The 16,391-nt window shown below is 35.7% G+C and carries 22 protein-coding genes; all 22 read right to left on the bottom strand.

From position 1 onward, the window contains the following. Positions 1 to 65 precede the first annotated feature (65 nt). Entirely contained in the window at positions 66 to 1,367 is a 1,302-nt protein-coding gene (locus IGJ20_RS04185) for a LysM peptidoglycan-binding domain-containing protein (RefSeq protein WP_104869693.1), read from the bottom strand. A gap of 2 nt (positions 1,368 to 1,369) precedes the next feature. Next, entirely contained in the window at positions 1,370 to 1,576 is a 207-nt protein-coding gene (locus tag IGJ20_RS04180) for a phage holin (RefSeq protein WP_002380792.1), read from the bottom strand. Then, positions 1,573 to 1,794, bottom strand: coding sequence for a hypothetical protein (locus tag IGJ20_RS04175; RefSeq protein WP_002397443.1), 222 nt, complete (start codon positions 1,792 to 1,794; stop codon positions 1,573 to 1,575). The genes IGJ20_RS04180 and IGJ20_RS04175 overlap by 4 nt, the downstream gene beginning before the upstream one ends. Before the next feature lie 27 nt (positions 1,795 to 1,821). Then, positions 1,822 to 1,977 carry an XkdX family protein gene (locus tag IGJ20_RS04170; protein ID WP_104869692.1) on the bottom strand — a complete coding sequence of 52 codons (156 nt, stop codon included), beginning with the start codon at positions 1,975 to 1,977 and terminating at the stop codon, positions 1,822 to 1,824. Position 1,978: 1 nt separating this feature from the next. Continuing rightward, entirely contained in the window at positions 1,979 to 2,299 is a 321-nt protein-coding gene (locus tag IGJ20_RS04165; protein WP_002389262.1) for a hypothetical protein, read from the bottom strand. A 13-nt stretch (positions 2,300 to 2,312) separates the two neighbouring features. Next, positions 2,313 to 2,804 (bottom strand): hypothetical protein, encoded by a 492-nt coding sequence (locus IGJ20_RS04160; RefSeq protein WP_002364194.1) that lies wholly within the window; start codon positions 2,802 to 2,804, stop codon positions 2,313 to 2,315. Continuing rightward, the gene (locus IGJ20_RS04155; protein WP_002357046.1) at positions 2,804 to 3,091 is read right to left on the bottom strand and encodes a collagen-like protein; all 288 of its coding nucleotides are present in this window, start codon (positions 3,089 to 3,091) and stop codon (positions 2,804 to 2,806) included. The genes IGJ20_RS04160 and IGJ20_RS04155 overlap by 1 nt, the downstream gene beginning before the upstream one ends. Further along, a complete protein-coding gene (locus IGJ20_RS04150; protein WP_023894828.1) occupies positions 3,088 to 3,684 on the bottom strand; it encodes a hypothetical protein in 597 nt (198 codons plus the stop codon). The genes IGJ20_RS04155 and IGJ20_RS04150 overlap by 4 nt, the downstream gene beginning before the upstream one ends. Further along, positions 3,677 to 4,558 (bottom strand): phage baseplate upper protein, encoded by an 882-nt coding sequence (locus IGJ20_RS04145; protein ID WP_104869691.1) that lies wholly within the window; start codon positions 4,556 to 4,558, stop codon positions 3,677 to 3,679. The genes IGJ20_RS04150 and IGJ20_RS04145 overlap by 8 nt, the downstream gene beginning before the upstream one ends. Positions 4,559 to 4,576: 18 nt before the next feature. Beyond that, complete coding sequence (locus IGJ20_RS04140) at positions 4,577 to 7,384, bottom strand: phage tail spike protein (RefSeq protein WP_162783158.1); 2,808 nt, start codon at positions 7,382 to 7,384, stop codon at positions 4,577 to 4,579. Beyond that, entirely contained in the window at positions 7,366 to 8,100 is a 735-nt protein-coding gene (locus tag IGJ20_RS04135; RefSeq protein WP_002357042.1) for a hypothetical protein, read from the bottom strand. The genes IGJ20_RS04140 and IGJ20_RS04135 overlap by 19 nt, the downstream gene beginning before the upstream one ends. Further along, on the bottom strand, positions 8,090 to 11,008 hold the full coding sequence (locus tag IGJ20_RS04130; RefSeq protein WP_025192302.1) for a tape measure protein: 2,919 nt from the start codon (positions 11,006 to 11,008) through the stop codon (positions 8,090 to 8,092). Before IGJ20_RS04130 ends, IGJ20_RS04135 begins: the two co-directional genes overlap by 11 nt. 247 nt (positions 11,009 to 11,255) lie before the next feature. Continuing rightward, entirely contained in the window at positions 11,256 to 11,606 is a 351-nt protein-coding gene (gene gpG / locus IGJ20_RS04125; RefSeq protein WP_002397453.1) for a phage tail assembly chaperone G, read from the bottom strand. Between the two features lie 51 nt (positions 11,607 to 11,657). After that, positions 11,658 to 12,506, bottom strand: coding sequence for a major tail protein (locus tag IGJ20_RS04120; protein WP_010716866.1), 849 nt, complete (start codon positions 12,504 to 12,506; stop codon positions 11,658 to 11,660). Further along, positions 12,507 to 12,881, bottom strand: coding sequence for a phage tail terminator family protein (locus IGJ20_RS04115; RefSeq protein ID WP_010716865.1), 375 nt, complete (start codon positions 12,879 to 12,881; stop codon positions 12,507 to 12,509). 2 nt (positions 12,882 to 12,883) lie between these two features. Then, the gene (locus IGJ20_RS04110) at positions 12,884 to 13,282 is read right to left on the bottom strand and encodes an HK97 gp10 family phage protein (RefSeq protein ID WP_010716864.1); all 399 of its coding nucleotides are present in this window, start codon (positions 13,280 to 13,282) and stop codon (positions 12,884 to 12,886) included. Beyond that, on the bottom strand, positions 13,275 to 13,643 hold the full coding sequence (locus IGJ20_RS04105; protein ID WP_010716863.1) for a hypothetical protein: 369 nt from the start codon (positions 13,641 to 13,643) through the stop codon (positions 13,275 to 13,277). Before IGJ20_RS04105 ends, IGJ20_RS04110 begins: the two co-directional genes overlap by 8 nt. Then, positions 13,640 to 13,984: a hypothetical protein gene (locus IGJ20_RS04100; RefSeq protein ID WP_002387282.1), complete on the bottom strand. Its 345-nt coding sequence runs from the start codon at positions 13,982 to 13,984 to the stop codon at positions 13,640 to 13,642. Before IGJ20_RS04100 ends, IGJ20_RS04105 begins: the two co-directional genes overlap by 4 nt. 13 nt (positions 13,985 to 13,997) lie before the next feature. Beyond that, the gene (locus IGJ20_RS04095; RefSeq protein WP_002357032.1) at positions 13,998 to 14,180 is read right to left on the bottom strand and encodes a hypothetical protein; all 183 of its coding nucleotides are present in this window, start codon (positions 14,178 to 14,180) and stop codon (positions 13,998 to 14,000) included. 28 nt (positions 14,181 to 14,208) lie between these two features. Beyond that, positions 14,209 to 15,096, bottom strand: a complete 888-nt coding sequence (locus tag IGJ20_RS04090; protein WP_010707370.1) for a DUF5309 domain-containing protein — start codon at positions 15,094 to 15,096, stop codon at positions 14,209 to 14,211. 13 nt (positions 15,097 to 15,109) lie between these two features. Continuing rightward, on the bottom strand, positions 15,110 to 15,733 hold the full coding sequence (locus tag IGJ20_RS04085) for a capsid assembly scaffolding protein Gp46 family protein (protein WP_010716862.1): 624 nt from the start codon (positions 15,731 to 15,733) through the stop codon (positions 15,110 to 15,112). Positions 15,734 to 16,068: 335 nt separating this feature from the next. Further along, entirely contained in the window at positions 16,069 to 16,389 is a 321-nt protein-coding gene (locus IGJ20_RS04080) for a hypothetical protein (RefSeq protein ID WP_010716860.1), read from the bottom strand. Positions 16,390 to 16,391 lie beyond the last annotated feature (2 nt).

The raw sequence follows: 16,391 nt of genomic DNA, 5'->3' as shown, positions 1-16,391 counted from the left end.
CCGCCTTGGGGACGGCGACTCGAGAGAAATTTAAATAAGTGTATCCTTATTTTATATTAAAGCTATTAATAATTCAATGTTTGACCAGGATAAATAAGATTTGGATTTGCTAATCCGTTTAATGCAGCTAAAGCTTGATAAGTAGTGCCGAGTTTGGCTGCAATACTAGATAAATTATCGCCGTATTTAACCGTGTAGACATTACTTGTTGCCGATCCATTGACTTTCAAAACTTGACCAGGATAAATAAGATTTGGATTAGCCAATCCATTTAATGCCGCCAACGTTTGATAGTCTGTTCCATATTGATAAGCAATACTTGATAATGTTTCGCCATATTTTACCACATGAGTCGCTTCTGGTTGTTTATCAGGAACAGTTGCCGCATCTGGCAATAATTCAATATCGCCTTTGCTGATCCATGACAAGATACCTTCAAGCAATACTCTGCTCTCAGTTACTTCTTGTACTTTATAGCTGTTTCCTTTTACCCATTGCGGAATAGCTTCGCCAGTTGCCCAAGCATCAACACTAAATTTCACTTTAACAGTGTCGCCCACTTTAACATCGGAACTTGGCGTATTTTCTACTTCTTCCCCTGCATCAATTGCTGGAGTTTCAGTTTCTAGTTTATTGGTATCTGTATAACCACTATCCGTAATTCCTGTTAAATCTACATTACCATCTAAACCACCTGCAATATAAGCGGATGTGAATTGCCAAATACCAATACCATCCATGCTTGGGAAATAAGCATACAATGGATATGGTGACACACCATCGATAGGATACGCAGCAATCCATAAAGAATTAGGAAACTCTTTGATGATTTGTTGATAGTTTACATGATTTAGTGTAAATGGCTTATAGCTGTAATACATTGGAGTATAGCCAGCCTGTTTGATTCTGCGCATACCGTACAAAATTGTCTCTGTATTTGCTGCTTTTTCGGCATCTGAACTTACATATCCTCCATATCCATCTGGAACACTAGCCAACGCTCCATGTTCAAAATCTAATGCAACGATGGAATTTTTAGGCGTTTGAATACGTGGCAAAAAGTAATCCATTGTTTTTTTCGCAATGTCCATGTTTCCCCAAGTGTCATACCAAATATAGGTATGCGCACGTTTACCTTGGGCAATAGCACTTGCCACTTGCGTTTTATATGTGTATTGTTCATAAATACCGCTAGCATTGTAGCCACCAATCTGGGCAATAGCGAATTTATCATGTGCATAACCAAAACGACCCTGTTCGCCTTGATAAATCGCCCAATCAACGCCTTGGTCTCCTTTTGCAGCAAATACATTTAAAGGCATAAAAAATAGAGCGACAAGCGCTCCTACTAAAATTTTCTTTTTCATTTTTATTTCTCCTTGTCTTTTAAATTATATGCTGACACACCTGTTACTACTCCTAAAAAAGTTGCTATGGCATTAATAGTTAAAACAGCCATATCTGTTTGCTGCCATCCATAAGCTTTACCTAGCGTGGCAACCAAAACAGAACTTGCAGGTAGCACTGTTAGCACGCCCCATTTGATAATTTTGTAGTACTTATCTGGTAGAATCATTTTTTTGCTCCTTTCAATTCTATTATGTCATGTTCCGCTTCTTGCATTCGACCTTCTAATTTAAAGGTTCTTTCAATTACCCCATTATGTTTTTCTACTTTCTTTTCTAGCTGTTCAATTCTGTAAGCTGTCAAATTGGCACTAGCTACAACTCCAATAAACGCGCCAATTGTACTGCCTACTAATCCTATCACAGCGACAACAATTTCATTTGACAAAACAATTCCTCCAATAATAAGAACCGCTTAGTTTTCGCTAAACGGTTCTCCACAAATTTTTGTATATTCTTCTTTTGTTAAGCAATTCATATTCACGTAATCTACTAAATCTTGTTTTGTATAACAATTCCAATCATACAACTGTTTAATATTATCGAAACCTGGAAAAGCATTCGTTTTCATCTTATTCCGCTCCTTTCGTAAGTTCAGCGACTTGTTTCATCAATTCGCCAGTCATTCTTTGTGTTTGTTGAATAACTTGATTCTGCTGAGAAACTTGCTTCATTAATTCCGCATTTTGCTTTTGTAAAAGTTCCAATTCCGTAGGTGGCGTTGGCTCTGGTTCTGGCACGTTATCAGGATCGTATATTAAGCTTGTTCCGTCCCAGCGATAATTAAAAAAATCTGTTGGCTCTTTTTCTACTTCAAGTTCAATTTTATTCGGTTGTTCCATTGTGGAATATCCGTCTAAATAACCTTGAATATCATCAATCCAAATTTTCATGTTCTCTTTCCTCCTAGTATTCATAAATCGCACTTAACGCAAACATTTTACTGCCTGAACCAGCCGTATCACTAGAAGAGGCATTTAAGTCGTTTCCAGTAATTTTAGTATCCTTAATATATAAATATTTCCGTACTAAATTAGTATAGTATCCATGTAAAAGGAAAATAACTCCCCCAGAACCTGGATTCTGCGCATGCTGTTTAGGAACTAAGAAAAAGTGATAACACGCACCGTTCAAAGCTCCTTCTTTGGTATATTCTTGCCATTGTAAAATCCAACCATTCTCACACTGTGAAAGAGACTTAGAAGGTACTTGCCCATTTCCTGCAGCTCCGCCATACCATGCACCTGTCCACAACGGTTCTTTTTTGGTAATTTTTTGATATGCTTTGTCCGCATCTATTTTTTTTATATAAGATTCAAGCCCATCAATTGCGGCAGTATGTGTTTTAAGATAGACTGGTTTTCCTTTTTCTTTTAACTGAACAATATCTGTTGTCATTACACTTCCCCTACCTTTTCAAACGTAATTGCTGGCAATCCATCTAGCTTTGTTTTATCTTCTTTAGACATCAAGCCATTTTTTATTGAGGTTGCAACGTCTGTCGTTGTTGCATTTTGCCCTGCTGGACCTTGCGGACCAACGTCTCCTTTATCTCCTTTTGGACCTTGTGGACCTGGGTCTCCCTTTTCACCTTTCAATACTTCTGGTTTCCCTTCCACAGCATTCCAATGTGTTTGAGGAAATACCTGTGTTCCTCCTTGTTTTACTTTAACAATATCTGTCATTCAACTTCCCCTACTCTCTCAAACGTAATATCAGGTATTCTGTCAATGGCTTCTTGAACTTTTTGGTCAACATATTGTTGATTCACTCCGCCGCCATCGCCACCACCAGTTGCTGAAATAACACCATCTTCTGAAATAGAAATATTCGCTCCAGCAGTATAACCTTTCAACTCTTCCAGTTTCGATTTTAGTTCAGTGGTGAAATTTTGATCTGTTTGCTTTACCGCAGACAACGTTCCGTCTTCTGCAATTTCTAACAGTTGGCCAACCTTTATTCCGCCCAGTTCATCTGTGGTAGCGATTGGAAGAATGTACACGCCTCCCTCGCCATTTGACAACCGTTGAAACATTTCAGCAGTGATAATACCGTCTGTTTCTTCTGTCGCATAAGGAAGTTCTGTCAGTGCATTTTCTAAGCCTAGATCTGCTTTAGTGATAATTACTGCCCCAGTATATCCATTAACAGATAATACTTTTGATTGACCCGCAATAATTTTTTCTAATCCTCGAACAGCGGATGCATGTGTAATAGGATAAAACTGACGTTCCACGCCATTTTCATCGGTTTCCATCATTCGTTTTGCTTTAACCACTTATTTCACCCACTTTTTCAAACACATAAGCGTTCTGTTTTGTATCATCAACTGTTGCGATAACCAATGCCCCATCGATCGCAGGATAATCAACTGTTCCAACAATTTCTGTTTCATGATTCAGTGAAAAAGCATCATCTTGTAAAATAATCAAGTCACTTATTTCGCCATATTCTAACGTATATAAGCGTTTCTCTAATTTCTGATACAAATATTCCATATCTGCCAATAAACGTTCAGAAATTGAATTATGGCGCACTCCTTGAATGTCTACACGTGCATCCATTAGCTCGGCTAACATCGTACCGCCAGGATCAATCGTTTTTAAAATATCTTTGATTGATTCGAACCATGAAGTGAAATCTGTTTTTTGCGCATCTCGCCACGCTTCGAACTCTTCTTTTCTAGCATTCATCCAATCAGTAAAATCGCCCTTATTTTCATTGATAAAAGCGGTCATGTCTTCGATTAAATCTTCAATGGACTGCCAATAAGAACCCATTTCACCTTCTGTTTTCGAAGCAGCATTTATTACAAAATAAGAAAAATTCTGCGTTGTGCCGATTAAATCGTCGCCTTTATAAATACTAAAATAAGCTTCTTGTCTGTGTAGCGACTGCATAGAATATTCATCAAACGTATACTGAATAATCCCTTTTTTAGCATCTATGATTTTTGTTGGTCGTTGAATCGCATATTTATCATCAATATGTGATTCAAAAAAAACTTTACCGTCTGTTAAATCTAACAGCAAAGAATTTTCTGTAACAGTTACTTCCAAGACTTCTGTATTCTTATTCCCTTGCCGTACATTAATAATCCCGACATAGTTGTATGGTTCGGTTGTACTTAGCGTTGCTTGCCATTTAACCATTGAAAAATCCTCCTTTCGTTATTTTGGTGGAATAACAATCGATTGAATAGAATTAGCAAAATATAATCGGTCATATTTTGCGACAATTTGCCCTTGCTCGGCGTTCTGTTCTATGGTTTGGATACGTCCGTTATTTAAGCCGTAAATCACGCCCGTGTGACCATATGTTGGGTCTACTGTCCAACCTGTTCCCCATTGGCCACCTCGTCTAATATTGACGATTGCTCCTACCACTAAATCTTGATACGTTGGATTTTGGATTACTCGCCAACCTACCGCATTCCAATCATATGCTTCACCAATATCTGCAGCAGATGATGTATCACCAATTACATGTGAAAAGCCATAAATTGTTCCTGCACCTAAACCACAGCCGCCCATAAAACCAGAATATTCGGCTGGAACGGCATAACATTGCCCATTACCAAGCCATTTGCCCATTAAGGTCTCCAAATGTTCTATGCCAGCTTTTCCTGTTGCAGTAGAAGCTTTCAAATTTTTGAATTTGTCATACCATACTTGTGCATAGGTTTGTCTTTCTGGATGTGCTGCAGCTGGACGTTCAAAGTTTAATTCAAACGCATAAGCAGCTGTTTTAGGCGAGCTGACAACTTTAAATTCATCAACTGTTAATGGACTTACTTGTCCTAACCATTGCCCATTGAACATACACCAATTAATTAATTGAGCTTGGGCTAATGACGTCCTATAGTCTTGTTTGATACCTGCAGCTGCGATTAAGCGTTGTACATATTCTCGGCCATTCCAAGTTGGTGCGCCTACCAATGGATATGCTGAACCGTCCCATTGAACCCATCCGTAAGCTGGACCGCCTATTTGTTCGGTATCTGGGTTCATACTTGGACCAACTTCTCCTTGTACATTTCCGAGGATACCTGCAGCAGCTGCTTTGCTGTATCCGTTAGCTAATAGGTAACTCCATAAGTCCCAAGCAAATTTATCTGCATCGCTTGTAACTTCTGATGGATAACCACCTGTACCAGCTCCAGAACCACCACCACCATTTTGACCAGGGATAACTTCTTTACCGCCCACAATCAATCGATCAACTGTCAGAATTGCTTTACTTCCATTCGGACCAAAAAAGTTAAAATTATTTCCAACAAAAAACTGTGTAGGACCAGTAATTAAATGTCCTGTTCCTGATTGGTTAGACAAACCAATAATTTTTTGGGGATTATCTGCGACTAATAGTAATGAATTCCCATCAGAAACTACAGGATTTCCATTTTTATCTGCTAATCCTGGAAAAGGATTTCCCTTTGTTCCCATCGTGCCAACGTGACTATTACCATTCCAAAACTCCATCCCTTTTTTAGTTAATTCCATGATTTTTTTCTTATTATTCCAAGCTTGTAAAGTACCGTTTACCATACGTAAAATATCTCCACAGCTATTAAATGATGTTTCAAAAATATTAGATTTTATTTTGCCAGCTCCTATAAAGTCCGCATTCAATACTCCATTAATTCCCCACGCATTTTTAAATGGACCTTTCCAACCAGTTCTTGAGAATCCAATTCCTTTGTTATTAATTGCAATCACATCTTTTGCAGTATCCGTGGATTCCGTATCTAAGTAATAATGGGTATTAGGTCGATTTTTAGGATATTGAAGTATACTTCCACCTTCAACACCGTTAATCAAATTAGTAATATAATCTACAAAATCACTCATATACTCTTTTTTTGTCAATGTTTTTATAGCTTCTTGAAAGTCTTGGCTTTGCTGTTTATAAAAAGCAACTTGGATATCTCCCGCAGTGATTTTTATTGTTTTTTCTGCTAAAGCATCATAGACAATTCCTGTAACTTTCGTTTGAATGTCAATATCATAAAGCTTGTGGTATACAGTGAATGTATCGAATAAATTATAGTTACGCATCTTAGCAAATTCTTTTGCTTCTTCTGAATCTGTAAGTTTCTCAATTTCTAATTCAATAGAAACTTTAGGCTTATCACTTCCTGGATATAATGTAGTGAAGTATTTACTTGCCACTTTATTTAAGCTAGCTATATCTTTTACTCCTTGATCTTCAGTAAACTGAATGTATTGAGCGTAAACATCAGGATACTTACTGATATATTCGCTTTTAACTGCATTTCCATAAATCCGTTGAGAAGTTCCGTCTGCTCCACTTTGAAGCTCTGCAAATGGCAAAACTTTAGTAACAATTGATTGCCAATCAAATTTAATGGTTAATCCTTTTAAATCTTTACCATAACGAACAGTTCCAACGTTATCTCGTCCTCTACGCCTTAGCAAAGATAATTTAAAAGGCTCTCGTTTTATTTCTCCGCCCCAGTATTGAAGTAGAGAACCTTGTTCCCCTGCAATACAATTCAATACATTTCTAGCTTCAAATGTAGTGCTAGAAGCTGTATTTATATCAGAATATAGTTTGATATCACAAGGTTCGTCCATGTTCTGTTCGATTAATTTCATTGCTTCTGCACCATTACGATTATCAACTGTTACTAGCCTCACTTGTCTGTTTCCTAGCTTATAAGTACAAGATTGGGCATAAATAACAATGCTATTATTAAAAGTATCTTTAAACGTTTGTTTGATCTCAAAAATGTGGTATTCTTCTAAGTCATTTGGCTTTGCTTTAATTTGATAGCCATTTTCGAAATAATCACTAAATCTGCTAATCGCTGGATAGTCCATTTCTAGTTCATATTTTCCGTTTGCTTCTTCAGTGATTTCGCAACGTGTCGCATCAACAAGACGTCCTAATCCATTTGTTGAAAAATCTTTTTCTCCAGGTTTAAAAATAACTGGAATCAAACCTTTCGCCTCCAATTCGGCTGAACCTTAAACTCTGTTACTTTACCAGTCCAGCGAAAATTATTCTCTCCACATTTTAAAATCGGATAATCTTTAAAAAGTGTTTTATGATCCAAGATTTCAAATGCTCCGCCTGATTTTCTATAAGCTTCTTGTTTTTCTGAATCTATAATGATGTCACCGTTAATTGCTTTTAATGAATATGATTGATTATTGATAAAAAAAGAAATATCCCCAGACCCCAAAATCTGAATAATGGGTTCTGAAGGATATTTTTCTGTATTGATTAACTGATTAGGATTACTTATCCAATATTGGCCAATACGATTTTTCTTAAAAGGTCGGATACTTACAGTAAATTCAAAAGGAATTAAAACCCCGCTTTTTCTTGTTCCTGTAAATTTTGGTGGACTCGTTACAATCGCCTGATAAATATAATGCTCATCAAAATAGACAATGAAATCAGAATAGTTTCCCATATCGAGCCAAAAGGAAATTTCATCTTCTAAAAAAGAAACTTCTTGTAAAGTATTTGCTTTCGCATAGCATGTAATGGTACGTTCTACATTTTTATAATATGCAAAATCAACGGCTATTGAATCATTACCCATTCGCTCCCTAAGCTCTACCACACGTCCTGCAGAAAGTCGTTCAGGTCTTTCTCTCATAAATACATTGAATTCAGAACTATGTTTTCCATTAAGAAAAAACTGTCCTCTTTTAAATTCCACCAAAAGCACCCCCCGTTGCATCACTATCTCTATTTTTAACAATTTGAATATACTTAACGAGGTCTTTAGCCATATCCATTAATTGTTTTTCATTTAATTTTCCCATAGCTTGTATATTGATATTGAAAGTATCACCGCCAATATTAGTCGTAGCATTACCTTTATTTTTAGCTAAGCTTTCTGTTTGAGCTCCTTGTTGGTTGATATATCTGCCAGTAGTAGAAAAATTTGGTAACTCTGTTGGTAAATCGGTCATTTTTTTCACTGATTTGTCAAGCGTTCCTTTTTCTTGGTCAATACCAGCTACAACACCTAATACAATATTTTTACCAATCATATCCCGCATCCATCTTGAAGGTGAATGAATGCCTAAAGCACCTTTGATTTTTTCTTTAATATTACCAGCAACTTCTTTAATTTTTTTATTCACAGCACCAATCATTGAACCAATACCGTTAACTAATCCTTGGATAATATTTTTACCAATTTCAAATAAATCGATATGGCGCATATCATTAAAGGTTTGCTTCACATTTTCAACTGTATCACTAACGCTTCTTTTAAGATTATTCCACGCATTTTTAGCACCTTGTACCAAATTGTTGAAAATATTAACTGTTCCCTGTTTTAAGTTTTCCCAACCGTTAATGATGCCGTCTTTTATACCTGTCACAAGATCAACAATCCACTGTTTAAAATTATTCCAGGTATCTTTTGACCATTGAACAGTTGCGTTAAATGTATCAACTGTGCCTTGTTTTAAGTTATTCCAACCATCAATTACACCATTTTTAATGTTTTCTACTGTTTCAAAGAACCAAGTTTTCAAACTTTCCCATATTCTAATTGCTTCAAATTTAATATTTATCCACGTTTCGATAATAGAATATTTAATTTCAATCCAAACGTTGATCGCTCCATATTTAATGTCAATCCAGAGTAAGGTGAAAAATAACTTCACATCAATCCAAATCTTTTTAATTGTCAACATCAATCCATTAAAAATAGAAGTGACTGAATAGGAAATAGCTGTAACAGTGTTATAAAAGATATTTTTAATCCCGAACCAAATAGTCTGAGCAGCTTCAGCAATATTATCCCAAACGGCAATCATGTTTTCTTTTGCCTCTTCCCATCCACCTGTGATCATTGATGTGATGAAAAGAATTGGAGCTAATAGAACATTTTTTAGAATGGTGACGACATTTTCAGCGATCATTTTGACATTTTCAATGTTCGCTTTCATAGCGTTAACAACCATTTTAAACGCATTTTTGATTCCTGTTACATATGGACCAATATATTTCCAAACAAAATCAAATGCTGTTGTGAAAACATCTGATATTGATTTTCCAACACCCTTAAACCAATCTTTCACATTATCAAAGCCATTTTTAAAACTTTCTCCAACACTTTTAGCACTGTCAGCAGCACTTTGTTTAATATTTTCCCATGTATTTTTTGAGCCTTCTTTTGTTGAATTCCAAAGCCCACTGAAAAATTCCTTGGTACCGTTCCACTTATTTTTAACCCAGTCGGCTGCATTTCCAGGTGCTTCTTTCATCCATGTACCAGCATTCGAAAAAGCCTCTTTTGTGCCATCCCACATGTTGCTGAAAAATTCCATTGTGGAATCCCAAGCCTTTACAACAATATCTGCAGCGCTTGAGATAAACTCTTGTATATTTTTCCAAATATTTTTAACCGCTTCTCTAAAGTTTTCATTAGTTTTCCACAGATAACCAATGTAAACAATCAGACCAACAATTGCAGAAACAATGATGCCGATCCAATTTGCTTTCATAACAGTATTTAGAATTTTTTGAGCTGTTGTAACTCCCTCAGTAGCGGCACGCCAATTTTTATAGCCTTTTACTGCATCTTCGACTAAGCTATTTACCTTGTTGATTGTCATCATGGTACCGATACTTCCAGCAAGGCCTGCAAGTACAGGCGCAAAAGGTTCCAAGGTATCATATAACTCTTTGACTGTTTTAATCATTGGCGGAATCATCTCGGCAAATTTAGATAAAACTGCTTCCATTTTTGCCCCTTTGTCAGCAATGATTTCACTAATACTTCCAAAACCTGCACTTTTTAAGCCTTCGTCAATTTTAGTTACAACGTTAGCCACACCACGAACGATTGCAGTCTTCATGTTAGCTAAACCTGTTTTAATACCAGCGGTAGAATCTTTAGCAATCTGTTCTAATGATTTAAGACCGCCACCGCCTTCTTTATTTAATTTGATTAAAGCATCTTGGAATTCTTCAACTGAAATTGAACCATCGGAGAGACCTTCTTTCATCTGACCAGCTGTTAATCCCATCTGTTTTGCTAAAGCGTTTAATGCTGGTCCTAAACCACTATTAATCATTGAATTCCAAGTTTGCGCATCTACTTTACCATTTGAGAACGATTGGGACAGCTGGATAATAGCATTGTCTACCATTTCAGCAGAACCACCAAAACCGAGAATTCCATTATTTAAAGCTGCAAAAATTTGTTCTGACTTCCCTAAGTCGTTTGTAGACGAAGCAATTAATTGAACACCTTTAATTGCACTGTCTAAAGGTGTAGGCAACCCTTGGATACTTTTCTTTAAGCTATCCATTGTTTTTGATGTTTCGCCAGCTGAAAAGCCCATATTTTCAAATACGCGATTTGCGTTGTTTAACGTATCTACACGATTGATAGCTCCGTCAATATTACTGGTAATCAGCCCAATTCCTTTTGAGATGATTTTAGTAGCTCCGCTGGCTAAAAAGTTACCAGCAAACGACGTCCATATGCTCCCAAGAGATCGGCCGCCTTTTTGTCCTGTTCTATCAACTTCAACATCAAAGCCTTGTAACTTTTTTACTGCTGAATTTAATCCTTGTGAAAAGCCAGATTCATCCAGTATCATTTTTAATACTAAGTCTTCATTGTTCAAAAAGTACCCCCTCCCTCTTAGAACATAGTATTTTCATCAAGATATTTGATATTTTCAAATTCTTCTACAGCATCTTTAAATGCATAAATTTTCAAAAGCTCGTTTAAATCTGTGTTTTCGATCTCATTTAAAGTCCACCCATTCTCAAGAAGCGAACTTTTTAGTTCTGCTTCTCGATATTGTGGCGTGTACTTAAAATGAGGATGATATAAAAGTTCCGTTACTTTTTTTTCTGTTCAGAATAAATTGCATCATAACCAGAAGTAACAGAACCTAACAATTGACCTGTAATCTTCAATAATTCACGAGCATCCATACCATCAATATATTCTTGTCCAGTAAACTGTCCTTCAAAAATAACATCAGCAATAAAATCATAGCATTCTCTTAAAATAGGACGAATTGCTTCCATATCATTTGTTTTTGTTGCTTCTTCTAACCTGATTTGTAAATCCGTACCTGTATCCATGACTGAACCTGGTAAAAATTCTGCCGATGTGAATTGTTTTGTAGTATATTTGCTTCCATCTTTAATCATTAATTTAATTTTTTGTTGAAATTTACTTGCCATTTTAATTCCTCCATATAAAATAGGACGACAAGGTCGTCCTAAACTGTTATTTTAATCTGCTGTTGTTACATTTAATGTACATTTTGCGGTAAAGTTACCATCTTCTGTTGTGACTACGATTTCCGTTGTCCCTTCTCCTACAGCAGTAACCTTCCCTTGAATTGGTGTTACAGTTCCAATAGCCTCACTTTCTGAACGGAACTGATATTTTTTGTTTGAGGCGTTATCTGGTGTAATTGTCGGTGTTAAGGTTGCTGTTTGGCCAACTTTTAAATTTAACTCTGTTTGGTCTAAAGTTACACCAGTAACAGCAGTAGTATTTTCTTTACGTGGATCCATTACCTCAGTAAACCAGTTTTTAATCATCTCTAAGTCGACACCTTCATCGTCTTCATCCACGGAATACATATAACCCAACCCTGGAACATCAACGAAGGACCCCGTCCATTCTGGATGGGTATAAGATACTGAACTTCCTTCTAATGTAGATGTTTCATCAGATGTTAAAGCAAATTTTCCTTTATAGAAAATCGTATAGCGATATTTACCGTTCGATTTTCGGCGACGGTAAGCAAATGCGCCATCTGATGCAATATCATCCGCAGACCGCAATACGCCACCCTTTAATTTTTTTCCCCCTGTAATTTCAGCTAAAACTTCATTTTGGTAGCCGTTTGTTTCTAAAGTAACTTCTGCACCACCAAATGCAACATACTGATCTTGAACTACACTATCGCCATAGTCAGGCGTTGTTTCTGTTGTAACATCTGGTTTGATACTGACAGCAGTACCGATTGTAATTGGCGTTCCGTAAACTGGAAAAGCGCCCGTTTCGTCTGTTAGTGGGAACCACGTTGGCTTCTCTACAGAAATGACACTTACATTTTTCTTTTTTGCCATCTATTTTTCACTCCATTCAATTAATTGTGGGAACGCAACATTAAAATTGATATGTTGAATTCCGTCGGTTTTAAACGTTTGATAATCTTCTGGAAACAATTCGTTTCCGTCCAAATTCAACACATTAAAAAAAGCCCCACAGCTTTCTGTTAGGCTTTTTACTAATTGTTTATCTTTCTTACTATCAACCAGTGCAATATCAACATTGTATGCTTTATTTTGAACGTTTTGACCTACATTATCAGTCATGCTTTCTTCTACGCTCAAAACGAAATAAAACGGTTCTGACGATTGCATTACATCATCAAGATAGATAGGCGCATTCGAGAACTGTTTTATTGTGTCAGTAAGCATTTTTAAAATTTTATCGTACATATCTATCCTTTCTTAACAATGATAATCGCCATTTGTTTAAATCGTTTCGGAATATATGTTGCATGAGCTAATTTATAAGACTTTTGCAACATAAATCTGCCTTTAACAAATCCGCCATTTTTTGTTCGGTGGCCATCGTTTACATATCTAAAATATTTTTCATTATTAATCAATGCTCCCACGATACGACCACTAGACAACTTTCTAGCTTTAATGATTCGATAGCCTCGTCTTAAATCACCCGATTTAATTGGTGTCATAGGTACAATTAACTGATAAATTTTAGCTAACGAATCATTCACCATTGCAGCACCTTCTTTTTCAGCAATGGGCGTCATTTTCTTTAAATTTGCAATAACTTTATCAGCATTTGATTTCATTCTAAGATCGCTTTTACTCATCAATTGCACTTCCTGATAGCACTACTTCTATATGACTTTGATAATAAAAAGGTTTTTTTGAAAATAACACATGTTTTTGACCTGTACCTTGAGTAATAGTTATTCTATCTCCTTTTTTAACTTTTATATTAGGTTCTAAAAAAAGTTTTTGCTCTTCATAGGAGATATTAAACGCTTCTTTGTTTTCTATTACAGGCAAGTTCCCCATACTTCCTTGAGAGAAAGCACAGGGTAACTTGCCATCATGAATTGGAAAATAAGCTTGTTCAGTAATCCCACTTTCCGTATTTTCAATATCGCTCATTCTCTCAATAACACAGGTATCAAAATAAGTAGCTGCTAAAATTTCTGCTTCATTCAATAGAAAAACACCCCGCTATCACAGCCTAAAATACGTTTAATAGCACTGCTATAGTTCTTCATGAGTGATTGTATGTCTTTTGATTCAACTACATAACTAATTGATGTATCACCACGTTTTACACTAGCTACAGACTTATCTATTTCGTTTTTTAAAGCTTTGTAGATAACCTCAATTATAAGTGGTTCAAACTCGTCCCAAGCAATATCAATTTTGCAAGTATTGTAAGAATTGATTTCAAAGATAACAAGGTTTAAAACAGACAAAATCCTATCTTCAGAAGCGTTAGGTAGCATCAATTGAATTTTCTCAACGATTTCTTCTTTTTTTTCATCAACCATAAAGCATCATTACCTAAACTTTAAAAGTATCTGCAGCACGTTCTAATATCTCAATAGCTTCTTTGTCATCTTCTGAAACTACAAATTCATTATTTTCGTTTGCTGTGATAAATTTTTTTGTTTTAGGATGCATAAAGCCCACAAAGTTTTTCTTGTCAAGCACACGATAGGTTACTTCTTTTTTTGCTGTTGCCATTTTTAATTTCCTCCTTCGTTATTATATTTTAGGCTTTCAAGTTCAAGATTGCTCCAGAATTAGAAGCTTTGTATTCAATTGAATACTCACCAACTAATCCAATCCGTCTTGAATCTGTTGTTTTTGCTAATTCTTCCGCACGCCATTCACGTAATGGACGTAATTTTACATAATTAGTATCAATAGCTGCGATTGTTCCATTAGGTAAATTAGGTTCAATTAACGCAATTCCTGAACCGTAATTTGAGGCAATATTTCCAATTTGCAATCCAAATGTAAGTTTATCGCCAAATTGCACAATTTTTGTTGATTTTTCATCCAACTGATCAGTCATTAAGTCTTGCATATCAGGTGCTACTAAACATAATTTTTCGCCCATATACCCTTTTTGGAACATTGTTTTAAATAATGTGTCAATATCTTTTCTTGTTACTGCCCCCGCAGCTGCTGTTTCGACTTTATTCGTTGAACTAATTAAATTTAAAATTCCGTTCATCTGACGACCTTTAGAACCAGATTCATCAGCTTTTACACCAACAATCAATTTACGATTTAAGTCAATTTTCATTTCTGTAGCACGAAGAGCTACTTGGCTATTCAATTCATTTCCTACACCATCTACATTAATAGCATCTAATGTGCCAGATACAGAAGTTGATTTTCTGAAAATTTCAGTATAGTTGTTAAACCATGTACGATCGGATTCCGCATCTGCGTATTCTCCGCCTTCTAATTGAGCAGATGAATCATCATTATTCATGCCGTATTCTCGCCATTTAATCTCAGTTGACTTGGCAGCTTCAACTTTGCCTGCGCCTAACAAATAGCTTAAAAATGGTGTATTTGGAACTTGTAATGCATTAACTTCCTGTGAAATATCTAAATACTCAAGATTATTTAATGAACTTTTTTTCATTTGTAGTTTCCTCCTAATCGATAAATGCTTGTAATTTTTGTCCTAATGCTACCTCTGGATTTTCAAACGATTTTGTTTGATTACCAGTTCCCATGTTGGTTTGTTGCGATTTATTACCAAAAGCTTTAGTCATTTCTACATTTTTAATAGCTTCTGCATGCTTATCATTTATTGCTTCCAAAAGCTCTGTAAAACCTTCTACAGCCTTCTTAGTAAATTCAGTATCTGAACTAACAAGATTATTTAACATAAATTGAGAAATAGAATCTTTCAAATCTCCATCCCAATCTAAGCCAGCAATTTTTTCTGCAACAAAAGCTTTATTATCACTAGTCACACGTAATGCCTTTTCAGCTTCAAATTCAGCCTGTAATTCTTCTAATTTAATTTGTTCAGGAGTTTTATTTTTCTTAGATTCTTCATACTCCTTGATTGTTGTTTCCTTGATTTTTTCAAGATTATTTTGTTTCCAAGCTTCTAATTGTTTATCTGCAGCTGATTGTGACTGTGATTGTACAAATTTTTGTGCTTCTTCATTTGATTCTACAAATGCCTTAAAATCATCGAAAGTGAAGTCTGTAGCACCTTCTCCTTCAGCAAACATTTGTAAATCCATTGGTAATAGGTTTTGTTTCATTTTGTTTCTCCTTTCGCCCCACGATTCGACTAATCGCCCCGCATTGCTTTAGATTTATTTATTGCGCCCCACCATTCAATTAAGCCCAGCATTGCGCTAGTTTAACGTCATTTCGGACAAAATAAAAAGCCTAACATTTGTCAGACTTTTTATTTCACTTTAACTTTAAAATATTTTTCTATATCCGTTTCTAATTCTTCTAAAATGAATTCTTGTAATTCCAAAAACTTCTTATAGTTAAACATATTCAAGAAGTACAATTGAAAAAATCTATACCGACAGTATAATTTTTGTTTTAACGCTATCGTTAAAACAGGTTTTTTATTCAAAGTAAATCACTCCCAATTTTTATGGACCAGTTCAGCACCAAGCATTTGATAATCAGTGACAGCATCTTTTACATTTTGCAGAGTTCTCGACACAATCGAAATAGTTAATTTACTTTTTCTACCTGGTAACGAATACAAAATATCAACGTGACAATAATTACCACCCCAAACTGATTTAAGCTCATCTTTGACGATATTACCGTTGCCATCTCTCAAAGTGTGTTTGGTTAAGTATCGTTCGTTTTCTTGTTCAAAAGCTTTTTTATAGGCTTTTTCTGTACCATTGGTAACTTCTAGATTTAACACTGCTTCAAATAATCCTTTCATTG

The organism is Enterococcus sp. DIV0294 (assembly GCF_050558155.1).
Classification (GTDB): domain Bacteria; phylum Bacillota; class Bacilli; order Lactobacillales; family Enterococcaceae; genus Enterococcus; species Enterococcus faecalis.
This window is presented reverse-complemented; position numbering and strand designations above follow the sequence as displayed.

What these genes read in the sequence shown, in the direction of transcription:
- IGJ20_RS04185 (WP_104869693.1), bottom strand. Translation starts at nt 1,367, where the DNA reads ATGAAAAAGAAAATTTTAGTAGGAGCGCTTGTCGCTCTATTTTTTATG.
- IGJ20_RS04180 (WP_002380792.1), bottom strand. Translation starts at nt 1,576, where the DNA reads ATGATTCTACCAGATAAGTACTACAAAATTATCAAATGGGGCGTGCTA.
- IGJ20_RS04170 (WP_104869692.1), bottom strand. Translation starts at nt 1,977, where the DNA reads ATGAAAACGAATGCTTTTCCAGGTTTCGATAATATTAAACAGTTGTAT.
- IGJ20_RS04165 (WP_002389262.1), bottom strand. Translation starts at nt 2,299, where the DNA reads ATGAAAATTTGGATTGATGATATTCAAGGTTATTTAGACGGATATTCC.
- IGJ20_RS04160 (WP_002364194.1), bottom strand. Translation starts at nt 2,804, where the DNA reads ATGACAACAGATATTGTTCAGTTAAAAGAAAAAGGAAAACCAGTCTAT.
- IGJ20_RS04155 (WP_002357046.1), bottom strand. Translation starts at nt 3,091, where the DNA reads ATGACAGATATTGTTAAAGTAAAACAAGGAGGAACACAGGTATTTCCT.
- IGJ20_RS04145 (WP_104869691.1), bottom strand. Translation starts at nt 4,558, where the DNA reads ATGGTTAAATGGCAAGCAACGCTAAGTACAACCGAACCATACAACTAT.
- IGJ20_RS04130 (WP_025192302.1), bottom strand. Translation starts at nt 11,008, where the DNA reads ATGATACTGGATGAATCTGGCTTTTCACAAGGATTAAATTCAGCAGTA.
- gpG (WP_002397453.1), bottom strand. Translation starts at nt 11,606, where the DNA reads ATGGCAAGTAAATTTCAACAAAAAATTAAATTAATGATTAAAGATGGA.
- IGJ20_RS04120 (WP_010716866.1), bottom strand. Translation starts at nt 12,506, where the DNA reads ATGGCAAAAAAGAAAAATGTAAGTGTCATTTCTGTAGAGAAGCCAACG.
- IGJ20_RS04115 (WP_010716865.1), bottom strand. Translation starts at nt 12,881, where the DNA reads ATGTACGATAAAATTTTAAAAATGCTTACTGACACAATAAAACAGTTC.
- IGJ20_RS04110 (WP_010716864.1), bottom strand. Translation starts at nt 13,282, where the DNA reads ATGAGTAAAAGCGATCTTAGAATGAAATCAAATGCTGATAAAGTTATT.
- IGJ20_RS04100 (WP_002387282.1), bottom strand. Translation starts at nt 13,984, where the DNA reads ATGGTTGATGAAAAAAAAGAAGAAATCGTTGAGAAAATTCAATTGATG.
- IGJ20_RS04095 (WP_002357032.1), bottom strand. Translation starts at nt 14,180, where the DNA reads ATGGCAACAGCAAAAAAAGAAGTAACCTATCGTGTGCTTGACAAGAAA.
- IGJ20_RS04090 (WP_010707370.1), bottom strand. Translation starts at nt 15,096, where the DNA reads ATGAAAAAAAGTTCATTAAATAATCTTGAGTATTTAGATATTTCACAG.
- IGJ20_RS04085 (WP_010716862.1), bottom strand. Translation starts at nt 15,733, where the DNA reads ATGAAACAAAACCTATTACCAATGGATTTACAAATGTTTGCTGAAGGA.
- IGJ20_RS04080 (WP_010716860.1), bottom strand. Translation starts at nt 16,389, where the DNA reads ATGAAAGGATTATTTGAAGCAGTGTTAAATCTAGAAGTTACCAATGGT.